This window comes from Rhizobium sp. 18065 (genome assembly GCF_902706095.1).
GTDB lineage: Bacteria > Pseudomonadota > Alphaproteobacteria > Rhizobiales > Rhizobiaceae > Allorhizobium.
The window spans coordinates 511,504-527,310 of record NZ_CACSJP010000001.1; the positions used below are offsets into that span (position 1 = coordinate 511,504).

At 61.7% G+C, this 15,807-nt stretch carries 16 protein-coding genes and 1 tRNA gene; 8 read left to right on the forward strand and 9 right to left on the reverse strand.

Annotation, left to right across the window (positions count from 1 at the left end; translation table 11 throughout):
• Position 1 precedes the first annotated feature (1 nt).
• The 5 genes from GVK95_RS02465 to GVK95_RS02485 form a co-directional block, all read right to left on the reverse strand.
• Positions 2–547 (reverse strand): hypothetical protein, encoded by a 546-nt coding sequence (locus tag GVK95_RS02465; protein ID WP_159946267.1) that lies wholly within the window; start codon positions 545–547, stop codon positions 2–4.
• Positions 548–718: 171 nt separating this feature from the next.
• Positions 719–1,468 (reverse strand): recombinase family protein, encoded by a 750-nt coding sequence (locus GVK95_RS02470; RefSeq protein ID WP_159946268.1) that lies wholly within the window; start codon positions 1,466–1,468, stop codon positions 719–721.
• 514 nt (positions 1,469–1,982) lie between these two features.
• On the reverse strand, positions 1,983–3,245 hold the full coding sequence (locus tag GVK95_RS02475) for a type II toxin-antitoxin system HipA family toxin (protein WP_159946269.1): 1,263 nt from the start codon (positions 3,243–3,245) through the stop codon (positions 1,983–1,985).
• Positions 3,242–3,466: a helix-turn-helix domain-containing protein gene (locus tag GVK95_RS02480; protein WP_159946270.1), complete on the reverse strand. Its 225-nt coding sequence runs from the start codon at positions 3,464–3,466 to the stop codon at positions 3,242–3,244. Before GVK95_RS02480 ends, GVK95_RS02475 begins: the two co-directional genes overlap by 4 nt.
• Positions 3,467–3,740: 274 nt before the next feature.
• Positions 3,741–3,814, reverse strand: a tRNA-Gln gene (locus GVK95_RS02485).
• A 296-nt stretch (positions 3,815–4,110) separates the two neighbouring features.
• Here GVK95_RS02485 and GVK95_RS02490 point away from each other — a divergent pair.
• From GVK95_RS02490 to GVK95_RS02500, 3 genes are read left to right on the forward strand one after another with little or no spacing between them, the layout of a single operon-like run.
• Positions 4,111–5,898 (forward strand): Ppx/GppA phosphatase family protein, encoded by a 1,788-nt coding sequence (locus tag GVK95_RS02490; RefSeq protein ID WP_159946271.1) that lies wholly within the window; start codon positions 4,111–4,113, stop codon positions 5,896–5,898.
• Positions 5,899–5,901: 3 nt separating this feature from the next.
• Positions 5,902–6,693 carry an RlmE family RNA methyltransferase gene (locus tag GVK95_RS02495; protein ID WP_159946272.1) on the forward strand — a complete coding sequence of 264 codons (792 nt, stop codon included), beginning with the start codon at positions 5,902–5,904 and terminating at the stop codon, positions 6,691–6,693.
• Positions 6,694–6,732: 39 nt separating this feature from the next.
• A complete protein-coding gene (locus GVK95_RS02500) occupies positions 6,733–7,113 on the forward strand; it encodes a VOC family protein (protein ID WP_159946273.1) in 381 nt (126 codons plus the stop codon).
• Between the two features lie 15 nt (positions 7,114–7,128).
• Here the strand turns inward: GVK95_RS02500 and GVK95_RS02505 are convergent, their stop codons facing one another.
• On the reverse strand, positions 7,129–8,535 hold the full coding sequence (locus GVK95_RS02505) for a DHA2 family efflux MFS transporter permease subunit (RefSeq protein ID WP_159946274.1): 1,407 nt from the start codon (positions 8,533–8,535) through the stop codon (positions 7,129–7,131).
• 265 nt (positions 8,536–8,800) lie between these two features.
• Here GVK95_RS02505 and GVK95_RS02510 point away from each other — a divergent pair, with 265 nt between their 5' ends.
• Positions 8,801–9,784: an MBL fold metallo-hydrolase gene (locus tag GVK95_RS02510; protein WP_159946275.1), complete on the forward strand. Its 984-nt coding sequence runs from the start codon at positions 8,801–8,803 to the stop codon at positions 9,782–9,784.
• Positions 9,785–9,864: 80 nt separating this feature from the next.
• Here GVK95_RS02510 and GVK95_RS02515 read toward each other — a convergent pair whose 3' ends face one another.
• On the reverse strand, positions 9,865–10,176 hold the full coding sequence (locus GVK95_RS02515; RefSeq protein ID WP_159946276.1) for an ATPase inhibitor subunit zeta: 312 nt from the start codon (positions 10,174–10,176) through the stop codon (positions 9,865–9,867).
• Positions 10,177–10,482: 306 nt separating this feature from the next.
• Between GVK95_RS02515 and guaB the strand changes: the two genes are divergently transcribed.
• The 4 genes from guaB (at position 10,483) to adhP (ending at position 14,665) form a co-directional block, all read left to right on the forward strand.
• Complete coding sequence (guaB, locus tag GVK95_RS02520; RefSeq protein WP_159946277.1) at positions 10,483–11,973, forward strand: IMP dehydrogenase; 1,491 nt, start codon at positions 10,483–10,485, stop codon at positions 11,971–11,973.
• An 89-nt stretch (positions 11,974–12,062) separates the two neighbouring features.
• On the forward strand, positions 12,063–12,479 hold the full coding sequence (locus GVK95_RS02525; protein ID WP_159946278.1) for an MAPEG family protein: 417 nt from the start codon (positions 12,063–12,065) through the stop codon (positions 12,477–12,479).
• An 83-nt stretch (positions 12,480–12,562) separates the two neighbouring features.
• Entirely contained in the window at positions 12,563–13,438 is an 876-nt protein-coding gene (locus GVK95_RS02530; protein WP_159946279.1) for a dienelactone hydrolase family protein, read from the forward strand.
• Positions 13,439–13,636: 198 nt separating this feature from the next.
• Positions 13,637–14,665, forward strand: a complete 1,029-nt coding sequence (gene adhP, locus GVK95_RS02535; RefSeq protein WP_159946280.1) for an alcohol dehydrogenase AdhP — start codon at positions 13,637–13,639, stop codon at positions 14,663–14,665.
• A 90-nt stretch (positions 14,666–14,755) separates the two neighbouring features.
• On the opposite strand, the gene GVK95_RS02540 is transcribed toward adhP, so the two are convergent.
• On the reverse strand, positions 14,756–15,217 hold the full coding sequence (locus GVK95_RS02540; protein WP_159946281.1) for a carboxymuconolactone decarboxylase family protein: 462 nt from the start codon (positions 15,215–15,217) through the stop codon (positions 14,756–14,758).
• Between the two features lie 25 nt (positions 15,218–15,242).
• The gene (locus tag GVK95_RS02545) at positions 15,243–15,743 is read right to left on the reverse strand and encodes an Rrf2 family transcriptional regulator (RefSeq protein ID WP_159946282.1); all 501 of its coding nucleotides are present in this window, start codon (positions 15,741–15,743) and stop codon (positions 15,243–15,245) included.
• Between the last annotated feature and the right edge of the window lie 64 nt (positions 15,744–15,807).

The window sequence follows — 15,807 nt, forward strand, 5'->3', positions numbered from 1 at the left end:
GCTATTCGCCCGCCAGCTTCCATTGAGGAAACGACCAGCGCACCTGCTTGTCTAGGTGCTCTTTCATCTTTTGAAGTCGCACCACTTCGGCTAGCGCATTCTTCTTGACGGTGGGATCGGATAGGTCAGCATTGTCGATCTCTTCGAGCCGAGCATCGACCTGTTTGCGCTTATACTCGTTGATAATACGTGCGAGCTCTGAGGCCGCGTCAATCAGGCAACCGACCATGATCTCCCCGCGGGCCAGTGAGCCACCACCGTGAGCGTAGGGGCTGCGCTCGGGCGTGTCGTTGAAGCTGTGCTCTATCTCGCCAGTAAACGACTTGGGGTCGCTATCGTCATCAATATCAGGCGCTTCCATGCCGGCGATGTCGAAGCATTTCGCGAAGTCGGAGAAGCCGCCGGCCTGTCCCTGGAACCACTCATAAAATGGATCTTCCGTGCGTATCGGGAGGTCAGCGCCATCTGGCTGTTTCAGGTCAACCTTCTTCTTGTCCTTCTGACGCTGATAGTGAAGGCGCTGTCGTTCCGCATTGCTGAGTGCCATGTCCGATCTCCGTTATTGTCCGTTAGCATAGCAGCCTAACAAATCGTGTCAATAACGACCTAACGACTAACGGAAATTTTTTACGACGGCCGAGGTTGGCTTGGTCGGGATGTGTCGAAAAGGGCGCCAGCGGGGCATCGCGGCGAACGACGAAGCCTGTCGCCAGCTCACTCAGAAGATACCGAAGTCCGGTCGGTCCTGGTAATCCGCGAGTGCAGACGTCCTGAGGGCCTCTAGCGCAGCCTTATGGGGCTTCCGGAGCGCGGGTGCAGTCCACGCCTCGCCACGGCTCGTCTTCAAACCGATCGCGTTCAGTGCGTCTACCAGGGCCGGCACAGAGAGATCCTGCCAGTCGTTCTTCCGGATAGCCGCGGCGATCTCATTGATCTTGTCCTCGGCACGGCGCTTGTTCGATGCCGCCCCTAACTTCTGAGCTTCCGGAAGGTTGGTCCTGTTTCCCAGCTTCACCCCCTCAGCCTTCTTCCTCTCGAGCGCGCGCGTGGTTCGCTCCGAGATCATATTTCCTTCGACCTCCGCACGCGCGGCACGGCTGGCGAGCACAAGACGATTGCTGGTGCGACCTTCCGAGACTGAGACAACCATGATCCTCCGATCGCGCATGATGTGTTCAATGGTCTTGGTATTCCGAGACAACCGATCGAGCCCGTCAACGAGAACGTCGACGTCATTGGCCTTGGCAAAGTCGAGCGCGCTCTGCAGACCGGGCCGATTTTCGAGGTTCTTCTCACCACGACCGCTGGCCACATCCTGGAACCACTCTACTATCTCCACACCATCAGCGTCAGCATAGGCACGGATGGATGCCTTCTGCCCTTCCAGGCCGATTCCGGTTTCACCCTGCTTGTCGGTGGATACGCGAATGTAGGCGATTGCCTGCTTGGACGTGTGATAGGTAGCCATGAGGGAGATGTCTCTAAGAGGAAGAGGAAGGGGTAGTGGAGTGAGTGATCAAGACTATACGATACCGTTTAGAGATGATCAAGTCTGTAGGGGGTGATCAACTCTAAATGCCTGACCGTGCAGGTGAGCCAACCTTGGTGTCGCCACCAACGTGCTACCCTGCGGTCATGCGGTCGATCCCTAGGAACGCTGCCGTTCCCCGGTTCGGGGCTGCTCACTAAGTCGAGGAATATGGTAGGGTGGAAAAGGCGAGCAGGCAGAGCGACACTGCCTCAGACCCGTCAACTGCGAGGTGAAGACGATGAACAACAATAGGGAGAAGCTCATTCGGCGGGCCAGGCCTGGCCACAAACCGCTGGACGCCGGTGACCTTGTGGCGAGAGAGTATGAGCGGCATGGGGCTCTCATTGCGGCGCTTAGGCAGTCCGAGGCTGACGAGAAAGCTGTCCAAGATCCGGTGAACAATACGGACGTCGAGTAGTAGGCCGTCCTTGCTGCAAGGCCGCTGTGGCGCCTACGTGCTCGGCTTCTCCAGCGCCCTTCGCACCAGCGCGCATCTGGTGTCGATGATTTTCCGAACTGTCTTCAAGATCGGGTGATAGGTGCCGTTCTCGGACATCTCTTCCACCAGCGCATCGGCTTCCGGCCCGATCGCGTCAGCCATACGTAGCAACTCTCCGGCGAGCATCCGCGTTGCGGCCTTGTTGGACGGCACCAGCGACGCCCAGTGCTCCATCTGGATCGTGTCTGGCAGTGACCTGCCACCGAGAGCCATTGCCATCTTCTTTGACAGACGAGGATAGGCAGCTGTGCAGATGGCGTCATACATCGGCGCCAGGTCCGGTGCTTTTCCACGATAGAGCAGGGCGTAGTTCTTGGCGTGTGCGTCGGCATTGCCGATCAGGTAGTGGAATATGAGCATACGCTGGAAGCGCAGTGTCTCGGCCGCGGGCTTGGCCGTTGTGTGCCGGATTAGTTCGATGCTCCGCCTTATGCCGGGGCCACCTTCTTCCTCATACTTGAGCTCCGGGGGAACGCTCAACGCCTGGCAGAAGTCTTCCTGGTGTAGACGCTCGATCCGGCCGTCATCAAGCGTCAGGCGATCGTAGCGCTCGACGAGGAAGTAATCGACCTTGCCAGCCGTGCCCTTCGACACAGCGGGGACGTCGAGGCCGAGGCGCCGCCCCAGGCTCATGCAGAACACTTCGTTCTCCACCGTGCCATCGAGGCCCTGGATGAAGGGTTTCAGGATGTGTGTCGTCGGTCGGCCGCCCCGAGGCAACAGTATCTGGCCCTTGATGACGGTGACGGCGAGCTTGTCTTGGGCGCCGGCAAGCGACAGCCGCACGTCGGCTTCCCCGCCGAGCAGGGGCCTCTGTCTGAGCAGTGAGAGGATCTCTTCGAGGTGCTGCTCATCGAGTGCTTCGGCATCGTCTGTCCTTCCTGCCGGTGGGAGCTGTCCTGGCGGAACGAGCGACAAGGCACCCGCACACTCCCCACCGACAACCTCAAGCAGCCCGAAGGCGTTTGCCGAGGATATTCCCAGGGCTGCAGCCAATCGACGTCGGGCGCCTTCATCAGGCAGCAGCCCCGAGAAGAAAGGACGGGCGACTCGATCGGCAAAAGGTTCTTCTCGCACCGGTAGGGACACCGATACGGCGACTGGATCGCTGGCGAGGTAGTCGCCGTCATAAGCGAAGGTGAGCGAGGCGTCGCTGTCCTGGTTGAGCTCGCCGGCCTTTCGATCCTTGAGATAGACGTCCAGCACGCGGCTCATGAGGAGGCACCGCGAGAGGTGATGCTGACAGTCAAGCCGAGCGTCTGCAGGACGATCAGAGCCAGTCCGACCCGACAGCTTTCCTTGCCGCTCTCCAGCTCACGCACGAACCGCACGCCCACGCCTGCGACGCCGGCAAGTTGTTCCTGCGTCAATTGCTGGCGCTTTCGCTCGGCGCGGATAAGCTGACCGAGAGCTACGCTGTCAGAGATCGTTGCCATGTGATTCGTCCCTTTCGGGACGATTGAAGCACAATAGTCGAGTGATTGCACGAAAAAGAACCGATCGGGACGATCGAAGCTTGAGCTGCTTGCCGTGGACTCGAATCGACCCGATCGGGACTGATGAAAGCTACCGGCAGGGAGGTGCCGATACAGAGGTCGATCAGCCGTTAACCTCGCCTCGGTCTGATCCGGAAAAGTGGTGCGGAAAACTGTTCCGGTTGCCTTTGACGCCGGTCAGCTAAGTGCCTGAAAATTAAGGAAAAAGAGGAATTGGCTGGGGAACCTGGATTCGAACCAAGATTAACGGAGTCAGAGTCCGTCGTTCTACCGTTGAACTATTCCCCAGCAGGGTTCGGGTGCGAAGATCGTGCGCCCGTCGGTGAGGCGGGCTTATAACCAAAAGGTGGACGATTGCAAATACCCGCTGCGAAAAAAAATCGCGAATGATGTCGATTGTTTACGGGCGACGCTTTGCCGGTTGGGCTGAGCGTGCCGGGCGGCAAAGCGGCAGCCCCGGATTTGGTGAGAAAAACCGTTTGGCTTGAGGGTCTTGCGCTGGTATGCTGGCACCAACGAAAATGGATATGACACCAGCGGCATGCGTCAATCTTGATGCCTTGCGCGGTGTATTGGAAAACTCAGTGACAGACCCCGACCGCGGCGGAAAGCCGAAAAGCGAGGGGGCGTCGACGGGCAAGCGCAAGGGCGGGAATTCCCGCCGGCGCGGCAAGGGAAGAAAGACAGCGGCGGCGCAAGCCGGTGCGGAACTTTCGACTTTGGCAGGATCGGCTGGTGAGCAGGTTCTGGTTCGACGTTCCGAAACAGTGGTTGCGGATGGACCCATCCGCAAGCGAAAGCGCCGTCGTCGCAGCAAGGCGGCCTCAGGTGCACCCGCGATATCGTCCGTGACATCGCCGGTGACATCGGCTGCGTCCGCCACGGCAAAACACACGTCATCGCAGGATGTTGCGCCTCAAGATGGAAAGTCTGAGGGTTCTCCATCATCAGCCCATGGCTCCGGCCCGGGATTGGCGCCGGCTGACAACGCAGCCGTGCGTGCGTCGTCCGTCGGCGGGCGTGAGGTGGCTCCGCAGCATGGCCGTGATCCGGGCCAGACCGCCGGCGAGCCGCGTTCGGGTCGCAAGCGCCGCCGCAATCGGCGGGGTGCCCAGGCCATTGCCCGTCCCGGCCAGGTGCGGCCGCTTGCCGGCTCGCAGCCCCCCGCCGGCAAACCGGCTTCGTCCGGTAAGCTTGCTGTGTCCGGCGGTCATGCCGCCGGTGCCAGCGCGCGCGCGCCGGAGATCCAGCCGCAGCCTGACAGCCAGGCGCCGCGCGTGGCGCAATCCGCTCATCCGCATGATCGTCCCCATCCGGATCGCAATCGCTCGACTGCCACCGAGGGCTCGCATGACGATCTCTACGCGGCGCTCGATCTCGGCACCAACAATTGCCGCCTGCTGATTGCCCAGCCGACCCGGCCCGGCCAGTTCCGCGTCGTCGATGCCTTTTCGCGCATCGTCCGTCTCGGCGAGGGGCTGGCGGCCACCGGGCGGCTGTCGCAGGACGCCATGGACCGCGCCGTCGAGGCCTTGCGCATCTGCGCGACAAAACTCGCCGGTCGCGAAATCCGCCGCATGCGTCTGATCGCCACCGAGGCCTGCCGCGCGGCCGAGAACGGCGAGGAATTTCTTGCCCGCGTCACGGTCGAGACGGGATTGGACCTCGAGATCATCAACCGCGAAACCGAGGCGCGGCTTGCCGTGTCCGGTTGCTCGTCGCTGGTCGGCCGCGAAGCGCGCTCCGTCGTGCTGTTCGATATCGGCGGCGGTTCGTCGGAAATCGCGGTGATCCGCATCAATGATAACCGCTCCAGCCGGCTGGCCAACCATATCACCCACTGGACCTCGCTGCCTGTCGGCGTCGTGACCCTGTCCGAGCGCCATGGTGGCCGCGATGTCACGCCCGAGGTCTTCGAGGCGATGACCTCCGAGGTTGCCGGCATGCTGTCGCATTTCGATTGCCCGCCTGTGCCGCTCGGACCCGGCGGCGCCCCGGAGGATTTCCATCTGATCGGCACCTCCGGCACGGTCACCACGCTTGCCGGCGTGCATCTCGACCTGCCGCGCTATGATCGCCGCAAGGTCGATGGCGTCTGGCTGTCCGATGCCGAAGTCACGGCCATGCAGGCCAAGCTTCTGTCCTGGGATTTTGCCGGCCGTGCCGCCAACCCTTGCATCGGCCCGGATCGCGCCGATCTGGTCCTGGCCGGCTGTGCCATTCTCGAGGCCATTCGTCGTCGCTGGCCGTCCACCCGCATGCGGGTTGCCGACCGCGGCCTGCGCGAGGGCCTGTTGACCGACATGATGGCGGATGACGGCGTCTGGCGCCGTGGCCGCAATCGTCGCCCACCACATTTCAGGGAGCGCTGAGCCATGAGCAAGCCACCGATCGGCGGCAATCGCACCGGCCGCAAACTTGGCCAGAAGGTCAAGAAGGGCAAGCTGAAGGCGTCGTCCAGACGCTGGATCGAACGCCATATCAATGACCCCTATGTGCAGCGCGCCAAGCTCGAGGGCTACCGCGCCCGCGCCGCGTTCAAGCTGCTCGAGATCGACGAGAAGCACCAGATCCTGAAGGGCGCCGAGCGCATCATCGACCTGGGCGCTGCTCCGGGCAGCTGGTCGCAGATCGCCGCCAAGGTCACCGATTCTACCGATGACGATATCCGCGTCGCGGCCATCGATTTTCTGGAAATGGCGCCTTTGCCGGGCGTCAAGATCCTGCAACTCGACTTCCTCGATCCCGATGCGCCGCGCCAGCTGATCGAGGCGATTGGTGGCACGCCGGATCTCGTTTTGTCCGATATGGCTGCCCCGACCACCGGTCATCACCGGACAGACCACTTGCGCACCATGCATCTGTGCGAAGTCGCGGCCTATTTCGCCATCGAGGTTCTTGGTCCCGGCGGCCATTTCCTGGCCAAGACCTTTCAGGGCGGTACCGAGAAGGATCTGCTCGATCTTTTGAAGAAGAATTTCAAGCAGGTCATCCACGTCAAGCCAGGCGCATCGCGTCAGGAATCGGTCGAAATGTTCCTGCTCGCCAAGGATTTCAAGGGCAAGCGCATCGGCCTCGAGGACCACATTCGTGATCACGAAGAGCATGATGGCGAATTTGCATACGATCCTCGCGAGGATGCGCCGGCCGACGAAAACCAGGATTGACGGACAAGATAGGGACAGGCGCAGCCGGGGAGACGTTGAATGCTGCTTTACATCACGCTCGGTTCAACCGATCTCGCCCGGTCGCAGATCTTCTATGATGCGGTTCTGGCAAGTCTGTCTCTGGTTCGCCGTGTCACCGAACATGACGAACTGGGTTATGGCGAGGAGGCGGACACGCGCTGCCGCCTCTGGGTTCTGACCCCGGTCAATGGCGAAAGCGCCAGTTTCGGCAATGGCGCGATGACGGCGCTGGAAGCCCAGAGCCGCGACGCGGTCGATGCCTTTCATGCGGCAGCGCTCGCCAATGGCGGCACCGATGAAGGGGCTCCCGGTCTCAGGCCCTATCATGCCAGCTTTTATGCCTGCTATGTCCGCGATCCCGATGGCAACAAGCTGTCGGCTGTGTGCGAAAAGCCCTGAACGGCAATCACGGCGTCACTTCACCGCAATGGTGTCTGTCTCTGCGGATCGGCGATAGCCGGAGACCGCCGATCCGACATCGCGGGGTAGCCCGAAAAACGGGATGATTGCGAAGACGGAAAGCCCGGCCACGACCGCAAACGCGACGTGGAAATCAGCAAGCGACAATGCGCCGCCGGACAGCCTCGTGCTGGTTTCGAGAATGGCGGCCGCCACGGCAACCCCGAGCGCCAGGCTGATCTGCTGCAGCACCGAGGTCAGCGACGTGGCCTGGCTTGCATGCCGGTCGTCGATCTCGGCATAACCGAGCGTATTGACGCCGGTGAAGAAGAACGACCGGAAAAAACCGCCGATCAGCAGGAACGCCATGATCACCGCGATCGGCGTTGCCGGGGTGAAGAACGCATTGGCGGCCGTCGTCAATGTGCCGCCAAGACCGGCTGCGATCAGGATATTGCGGAAGCCGGCAGCCGCGAAGGCGCGCCGCGCCACGAATTTGGTGGTGATCGCGCCGACCGCTGCAATGAACGTGGTCATGCCGGACTGAAAAGCGCTCATCCCGAAGCCGAGTTGCAGCATCAGCGGCAGCAGGAACGGTGTCGCACCTGCCGCCAGCCGGAAACCGGTGCCGCCGATGATCGAGGCGCGGAAGCTGCGATTGGCAAACAGGCTGAGGTCGAGCAGCGGCGCTGCGTGACGGCGTGCGTGCCATACATAGAGTATCAGGCAAACTATGCCGATCACGGTTGCACCGATGCCGACGATGATCGACAGGCCCGGCAGGCTCATGACGGACAGTCCGAAGACGAGGCCCGAGGCGGCGATCGAACTGAGCGCAAAACCTTTCCAGTCGATCGGTGCTGTGGCCACCGGATCGATCTCGGGCAGATAGATGCTGGAGAGCCAGAGGCCGGCAAGCCCGATCGGGATATTGATCAGGAAGATCCAGTGCCAACTGAAGAAGGTTGTGATGAAGCCGCCGACCGGCGGTCCGGTGATCGGGCCGAGCAGGCCGGGAATGGTCAAGAGCGCCATCGCCGAGACCAGGTCGCTGCGTTTCGTGGTGCGCAACAGAACCAGGCGTCCCACCGGTGTCATCATCGCGCCACCGATGCCCTGCAGGAACCGCGCCGCGACAAAGGTGGTCAGCGAGCCGGAGATGGCGCAGAACACCGAGCCCAGCATGAAGACGACGATCGCCGCGCGGAAAATGCGTTTTGCGCCGAAGCGATCCGCCATCCAGCCGCTGATCGGGATGAAGATCGCCAATGCCACCATATAGGCGGTCAGTGCCAGCTTCAGGGTGATCGGACCGACATGCAGATCGGCGGCAATCGTCGGCAGGGCCGTGGCGATCACCGTGGAATCCATCTGCTCCATGAACAGTGCAACGGCAAGGATCAGCGGTGTGATGCGGTTCATCGAATTGTCCTGGGGAATGCGGCGGGCAGGGTGTGCGGTGCGTCTTCTATCCTATTCGCGACGGCTGTGAAATCATCCTCGGACCTTCCGCAAAAGGATGTTGAGCCGACAGCCAGACATGCGCCAGCCGCACCAATTGTTCCATCTCTCTTCGGGACTATGGATCACGATGGTGTGAGGCGACTTTCCTCAGTCGCCGTGAAACCTATTTCGCCACGGGAGCTTGGCTTGCCGGGCAGAGGAGTTTTCAACGAGGGAGTTTTCGATGGTATCGCTAAAGAGAAGAATGTTGCTGGGTGGCGCAGGTGTCGCTCTCGCATCACCGATGATCATGACCGCCGCAAGCGCGCAGACCGGAGCCGACACCTCCATGGATATCAATCATGCCATGCCGCCCGAAACCCACCGGTTCACGGTCGGCAAGTTCGAGATCGTCGTCGTCAAGGATGGTGCGCGCCCCTCGGACAATCCGCAGGAGATCTTCGGCACCAACCAGACGCCGGAAGTCGTCGGCGCGCTGCTCGAAGCCAATTTCCTGCCCGCTGACAAGTTCGTCAACAGCTTCTCACCGACGCTCGTCAACACCGGTTCGGATGTCATCCTGTTCGATACCGGTTTCGGCGAAGCTGGCCGCGCCAATGGCAATGGCCGTTTGCTGGAGGGACTGACCACTGCCGGCTACAAGCGCGAGGATGTGACCGTCGTCGTGCTTACCCATCTGCATGGCGACCACATCGGCGGACTGATGGAGGGCGGTGCGCCAGCCTTCCTGAACGCCCGTTATATCACCGGCCAGACGGAATATGACTTCTGGGTCGATCCGGCCCGTGCCGGCACACCGGCCGAAGGCGGCCACAAGGGCGTGCTTGCCAATGTGAAGCCGCTGGCCGACAAGATGACCTTCATCGGCGATGGCGGCGAGGTCGTCTCCGGCATCACCGGCATGGCCGCCTTTGGCCATTCGCCGGGCCATATGATCTACAGCGTGGAATCGGAAGGCCGACAGCTCGTCCTGACCGCCGATACGGCAAACCACTTCGTCCTGTCGCTGCAGCGCCCGGATTGGGAAGTGCGGTTCGATATGGACAAGACTGCTGCCGCCGCAAGCCGCAAGAAGGTCTTCGACATGCTGGCAACCGACAAGCTCGCCTTCCTCGGTTATCACATGCCGTTCCCGGCGGTCGGCTATGTCGAGAAGATTGACCAAGGCTACCGCTTCGTGCCCAAGGCCTACCAGTTCGACATCTGATCCGTCCCCGTCAAGCATTTGGAAAAGGGCCTGCATGCGCGAGATCGCGTGCAGGCCTTTGAATATCAGGACAGCAGGAATTACCGGCCGTTGTAGAGATCGTCGGCTGCCGTGCGCAGCATCGAGACCATGTGGTCCTGAATGTCGGTATCGAGCACGGCAACGCCGGCAGCATCGAAATCGTGGCGCAGGCGTTCCAGCACCTTGTGCTCGCCCTCGACAGCCGTCATCGACAGTTCCCTGGCATAGGCCTCGCCATCGCCGGTGCCGATCACGGAGGCCGCCCAGAGGCCGATCAGCGCATTGCGGCGCGCTTCGGTCTTGAACAGGAGCTCCTGATCGCGGGCAAATTGGTTCTCAAGCGCAACTGCGCGTTTTCTGATTGCTGTCATGTGACACGTCCCCGTTTTGATCTTGTTGTTTTCTGGTGCCGGCCGTTTTCGGCGCGATCCAGGCTCTTCTAACGGAGAAGACTTGAGGATCTCTTCATTAGCATGATTTAATTCCCGTTAAACGCGAGTTTTGGTCGCGGCAAGCGCAGAAATCCGGGTGCTACGGCTGAAAACCATTTTGCTATTCCCTTCCTGTCATGAACGTGTTACCAGCCCTCGCCAACTTCCAAGCAGTTTTTGCAGGAGCAGCCGGACGTATATTTCGTCTCGGAGCCTCCGGCTTTTTATCAAACGAAGGAAATGGCAATGGCACGCATCGTAATTTCGGCAACCGGCGCAGAAGCGCTTACCTTTGACGATGTGCTGCTGCAGCCCGGCCATTCGGAAATCATGCCGGGCCAGACCAATATCGCCACCCGCATTGCCAAGGACATCGATCTTTCGCTGCCGATCCTGTCGTCGGCGATGGACACGGTCACCGAAAGCCGTCTGGCGATTGCCATGGCACAGTCTGGCGGCATGGGCGTCATCCATCGCAATCTGACCCCGATCGAGCAGGCCGAAGAGGTCCGTCAGGTCAAGAAATTCGAAAGCGGCATGGTCGTCAACCCGGTCACCATCGGCCCGGACGCGACGTTGGCCGAAGCGCTGTCGCTGATGAAGTCGCACGGCATTTCCGGCATCCCGGTCGTCGAGAACGGTGGCCGCCCGGGCCGCCTCGTCGGCATCCTCACCAACCGCGACGTCCGCTTCGCCTCCGACCCGACCCAGAAGATCTACGAACTGATGACCCGCGAAAACCTGATCACGGTTCGCGACGGCGTCGAGCAGCAGGAGGCAAAGCGCCTGCTGCATACCCATCGCATCGAAAAGCTGGTGGTGGTCGACAACGAGGGCCGTTGCGTCGGCCTGATCACCGTCAAGGACATCGAGAAGTCGCAGCTCAACCCCCATGCCGCCAAGGATGCGCAAGGGCGCCTGCGCGTCGCCGCCGCGATCTCCACCGGTGACGATGGCCGCGAACGCGCCGAGCGCCTGATCGAGGCCGGCGTTGACGTCATCGTCGTCGATACCGCCCACGGCCATAGCCAGAAGGTGCTGGATGCTGTTGCCGAAGTGAAGAAGATGTCGAATGCCATCCGCATCATCGCCGGCAATGTCGCGACCAGCGAAGGCACCCGCGCCCTGATCGACAGCGGCGCCGATTGCATCAAGGTCGGCATCGGCCCGGGCTCGATCTGCACTACCCGCATCGTCGCCGGCGTCGGCGTCCCGCAGCTTGCAGCCGTCATGGCAGCGGTCGAGGAAGCCAACAAGCACGGCATTCCTGTCATTGCCGATGGCGGCATCAAGTTCTCCGGCGACGTGGCCAAGGCGATTGCCGCCGGTGCGTCGGCGGTCATGGTCGGCTCGCTGCTGGCCGGCACCGACGAAAGCCCGGGTGAGGTCTATCTCTACCAGGGGCGCTCGTTCAAGGCCTATCGCGGCATGGGCTCTGTCGGCGCCATGGCGCGCGGCTCGGCGGATCGCTATTTCCAGGCGGAAGTGCGCGACACGCTGAAACTCGTGCCGGAAGGCATCGAGGGCCAGGTTCCCTACAAGGGGCCGGTCTCGGCCGTGCTGCACCAGCTCGCAGGCGGCCTCAAGGCCGCCATGGGTTATGTCGGCGGCAAGGACATCAAGGATTTCCAGGAAAAGGCGACCTTCGTGCGCATTTCCGGCGCCGGCCTGCGCGAAAGCCATCCGCATGGTGTGACGATCACCCGAGAAAGCCCGAACTATCCGGGCGGTGCATGATTTCTGCGAGCCGTTAGACAGATTCCAAGCCCGAAGTCGGCAACGACCTCGGGCTTTTTCATGACAGTGATTTGAACAAGGATTTTGCCATGACCGGTTTCGAAATGTTCTGGCCTCTGGTCGCCCATGCCTTCCTCGTCTTCTGCCTCTACGCGCTGCTGGTCCTGCGCCGGAGCCAGGTCGTTCGCTCGGGCAAGGTGGAGCGCATCGCCTTTCGCGAAAACCTTGCCGAACCCGAGGAAAGCCGTGTGGTCAACCGCGCGATCGCCAACCAGTTCGAACTGCCGGTCCTGTTCTACGCCGTCTCGATCCTGCTCTATATCACCCAGGCCGACAATCTGGTCGCCGTGGTGCTCGCGTGGTTCTTCGTCGCAACGCGTTACGCCCATGCCTATGTGCATGTCTTCGGCAACCGGCTGCATCTGCGCCGGCCGCTGTTCGGCCTGGGCTTCGCGACGCTGTTTGCCCTCTGGGTCTGGCTGCTCGCGTGGATGGCCTTTTCGTGATCCTGCGGTAACGCAGTTTTGTCTGGGCTTGGCAGCCGGTTTGCCTATCTTCCCTGATGTTGAATTCAACGTGGGAGAAGAACATGGACAAGCCGAAGATCACCCAGGCGATGATCAACGCCTATGATGAATACACCCATCTGACACTCGATCGCCGTGGCTTCATGGAAAAGCTGACCCGGCTTGCCGGCACGGGTGCCGCGGCTGCGGCCATCATGCCGCTCCTGGCCGCCAGCCAGGCCGGCGCCACCATCATTCCGGAAGCTGACGATCGCATTGAAGCGCAGGACATCACCTATCCGGGTGCCGGCGGCGAGATGAAGGGCTATCTCGTCATGCCGAAGGGCGCGACCGGCAAGCTTCCGGCCGTCATCGTCATCCACGAAAACCGTGGCCTTAACCCGCATATCCGCGATGTCGCCCGTCGCATGGCACTCGAAGGCTTCGTGGTGCTCGCGCCTGATTTCCTGTCGCCGCTCGGCGGCACGCCGGAAAACGAGGATCAGGCCCGCGAAATGTTCTCCGGCCTCGACATGGTCGCAACGGTTGCCAATGGCGAGGCGACCCGCGCCTTCCTCGGCAGTCATGAAAAGACCAATGGCAAGGTCGGCGCGATCGGTTTCTGCTGGGGCGGCGGCATGGTCAACCGCATGGCGATTGCCTCGCCGGAACTGGGCGCCGGCGTCGCCTATTACGGCGCCCAGGCGCCGGCCGAGGACGTGCCGTCCATCAAGGCGCCACTGATGCTGCACTACGGCGGGCTCGACGAGCGCATCAACGCCGGCATCGACGCCTACAAGGCGGCCCTCGATGCCAATGGCAAGACCTATGAGCTGTTCGTCTATGACGGCGTCAACCACGCCTTCAACAACGACACCTCGTCGGCCCGCTACGACAAGGCCGCAGCCGATCTGGCCTGGTCGCGCACGGTCGAATTCCTCAAGAAGAACCTCGCGTGACAGGTGGACGGCGGAGGGCTTTCCCTCCGCCGCACCGGACGCGCGTCCGATGACACTCCGATGAAATTGCCGGCGGATTGACACTGATCAATCCGCCTTCCCTCCATGCGCGCATAGTCTCGTCCCATACCCGCCGGGCGATCCCGAAGGGTATTGCCTTGGCAATTGGGCAATCGTCAATCTTGACTGGAGGATATGATGGCATCGACAATGAAAGCTGCGGTGGTGCGTGCGTTCGGCAAGCCGCTGGTGATCGAAGAACACCCCATCCCCGAACCCGGTCCGGGCCAGATCCTGGTGAAATACGAGGCAACGGGCGTCTGCCATACCGACCTGCATGCCGCCAACGGCGATTGGCCGGTCAAGCCTAATCCGCCGTTCATTCCGGGCCACGAAGGCGTCGGCTATGTTGCCAAGCTGGGCGCCGGCGTCTCCCGCATCAAGGAAGGCGACCGCGTCGGCGTGCCGTGGCTGCACACCGCCTGCGGTTGCTGCAATCCGTGCCGCACCGGCTGGGAAACCCTTTGCGGCAGCCAGCAGAACACAGGCTATTCGGTCAACGGCACCTTTGCCCAATACGGTCTGGCAGACCCGGATTTCGTCGGCCGCCTGCCGGACAATCTCGAATTCGGCGCGGCAGCCCCGATCCTCTGCGCCGGCGTCACCGTCTACAAGGGCCTGAAGGAAACCGAAGTGCGCCCCGGCGAATGGGTCGTCATTTCGGGCATCGGCGGTCTCGGCCACATGGCCGTGCAATATGCCAAGGCGATGGGCATGCATGTCGTTGCGGCCGACATCTTCGATGACAAGCTGAAGCTCGCCAGGGACTTGGGTGCCGACATCGTCGTCAACGGCACGGCCCAGGACGCGATCGAACAGGTGCAGAAGGCAACCGGCGGCGTGCATGGCGCGCTGGTCACCGCTGTGTCGCCCAAGGCGATGGAGCAGGCCTATGGCTTCCTGCGCTCGAAGGGCACGATGGCGCTGGTCGGCCTGCCGCCGGGCTTTATCTCGTTGCCGGTCTTTGAAACGGTGCTGAAGCGCATCACCGTGCGCGGCTCGATCGTCGGCACGCGCCAGGATCTTGAGGAAAGCCTGCAGTTTGCCGGCGAAGGCAAGGTGGCCTCGCATTTCTCCTGGGACAGGATCGAAAACATCAACGACATCTTCAAGAGCATGGAAAAGGGCCAGATCGACGGCCGTATCGTGCTGGATCTTGCAGCCTGACCCACTCAGCCTGCAAACGTGAAAAAGGCGGCGCAGAATATTGCGCCGCCTTTTTATATTCGTGCCACTTGGAGGACCTCAGGACCTGCCTCAGGCAGCGGCGCGTGGCTTGTCGATCGGATGCTGGAAGCGGAAACCAACGGCGAGCCGGTTCCAGACATTGATGGCGCCGATCGCGACCGTGATATTGGCGATTTCGGTTTCGCTGAAATGTGCCTTCAGGGTCTCGAAGTCAGCGTCGGGTGCGCCGGTGCCGGGAAGGTTCGTCACCGCATCGACCCAGCCAAGCAGGGCGCGTTCGCGGGCCGAATAGATCGGCGATTCCCGCCAGACCGACATCATGTTGGTCCACTGTTCCGACAGCCCGTCATGGCGCGACTCCTTGATATGCATGTCGACGCAGAAGGCGCAGCCGTTGATGATCGAGGCACGCAGCTTGATCAGGTGGATTTCCGAGCGGGCAAGGCCGCTCGACTGAACATAGTTTTCCAGGCCGAGCACGGCCTTGAAGGCGGCGGGCGCGGCCTTCTGCATATCGAGACGGGGATGCATGGTGGTTCCTTTCTGGGTCTGCCCTTCAGCGGGCGGCTTTGCGTTCGTTGATGTCGAGGAAGGCACAGCCGCGCGCGGCAATCCCCCCGTCATCTGTGGCAGTCAGATCGTTGATCAGATCCGCGATGCTGGTTTTTTTCAGTTCGAACCGGTAGGCCCTTTCCGCCGCCAGCATCGCGGCGGCAATCCCGCAGGGTTTGTCGAAATACCGGGCGGGCAGGGGATTGGGCCCCCGCTGGCGGATCTCGTTGCAGCGAAAGGCCGGTTGTGGCCCTTCCACGGCAATGACGATGTCGAGCAGGGTGATCTCGTCGGCCGCCCGGCCAAGGCGGTAGCCGCCCTTCGGGCCGGGAACAGTGGCAACCAGCCCCGCAGCAGACAGGGCCTGCAGGTGTTTCAGCAGGTAGCTGGGCGACACCCCATGAAACTCCGCAAGCGCTGCAGCCGAAAGCGTGCTGCCTTCTCCGAGGCTGGCCAGCATGGTCATGCAATGGATCGCCTGTTCTATGCCGTCGCTGAGTTTCATCGTTTGCTCCTATATCGTGGATAATATTTATCCGTGATTATTGCGTCTGTCAACGCGCTTCTTT

Excerpts from the sequence above, each read along its gene's own strand:
- GVK95_RS02470 (WP_159946268.1), bottom strand. The coding sequence starts at position 1,468 with ATGGCTACCTATCACACGTCCAAGCAGGCAATCGCCTACATTCGCGTA.
- GVK95_RS02510 (WP_159946275.1), top strand. The coding sequence starts at position 8,801 with ATGGTATCGCTAAAGAGAAGAATGTTGCTGGGTGGCGCAGGTGTCGCT.
- adhP (WP_159946280.1), top strand. The coding sequence starts at position 13,637 with ATGGCATCGACAATGAAAGCTGCGGTGGTGCGTGCGTTCGGCAAGCCG.
- GVK95_RS02545 (WP_159946282.1), bottom strand. The coding sequence starts at position 15,743 with ATGAAACTCAGCGACGGCATAGAACAGGCGATCCATTGCATGACCATG.
- GVK95_RS02540 (WP_159946281.1), bottom strand. The coding sequence starts at position 15,217 with ATGCATCCCCGTCTCGATATGCAGAAGGCCGCGCCCGCCGCCTTCAAG.
- guaB (WP_159946277.1), top strand. The coding sequence starts at position 10,483 with ATGGCACGCATCGTAATTTCGGCAACCGGCGCAGAAGCGCTTACCTTT.
- GVK95_RS02515 (WP_159946276.1), bottom strand. The coding sequence starts at position 10,176 with ATGACAGCAATCAGAAAACGCGCAGTTGCGCTTGAGAACCAATTTGCC.
- GVK95_RS02500 (WP_159946273.1), top strand. The coding sequence starts at position 6,733 with ATGCTGCTTTACATCACGCTCGGTTCAACCGATCTCGCCCGGTCGCAG.
- GVK95_RS02505 (WP_159946274.1), bottom strand. The coding sequence starts at position 8,535 with ATGAACCGCATCACACCGCTGATCCTTGCCGTTGCACTGTTCATGGAG.
- GVK95_RS02495 (WP_159946272.1), top strand. The coding sequence starts at position 5,902 with ATGAGCAAGCCACCGATCGGCGGCAATCGCACCGGCCGCAAACTTGGC.
- GVK95_RS02480 (WP_159946270.1), bottom strand. The coding sequence starts at position 3,466 with ATGGCAACGATCTCTGACAGCGTAGCTCTCGGTCAGCTTATCCGCGCC.
- GVK95_RS02475 (WP_159946269.1), bottom strand. The coding sequence starts at position 3,245 with ATGAGCCGCGTGCTGGACGTCTATCTCAAGGATCGAAAGGCCGGCGAG.
- GVK95_RS02465 (WP_159946267.1), bottom strand. The coding sequence starts at position 547 with ATGGCACTCAGCAATGCGGAACGACAGCGCCTTCACTATCAGCGTCAG.
- GVK95_RS02530 (WP_159946279.1), top strand. The coding sequence starts at position 12,563 with ATGGACAAGCCGAAGATCACCCAGGCGATGATCAACGCCTATGATGAA.
- GVK95_RS02525 (WP_159946278.1), top strand. The coding sequence starts at position 12,063 with ATGACCGGTTTCGAAATGTTCTGGCCTCTGGTCGCCCATGCCTTCCTC.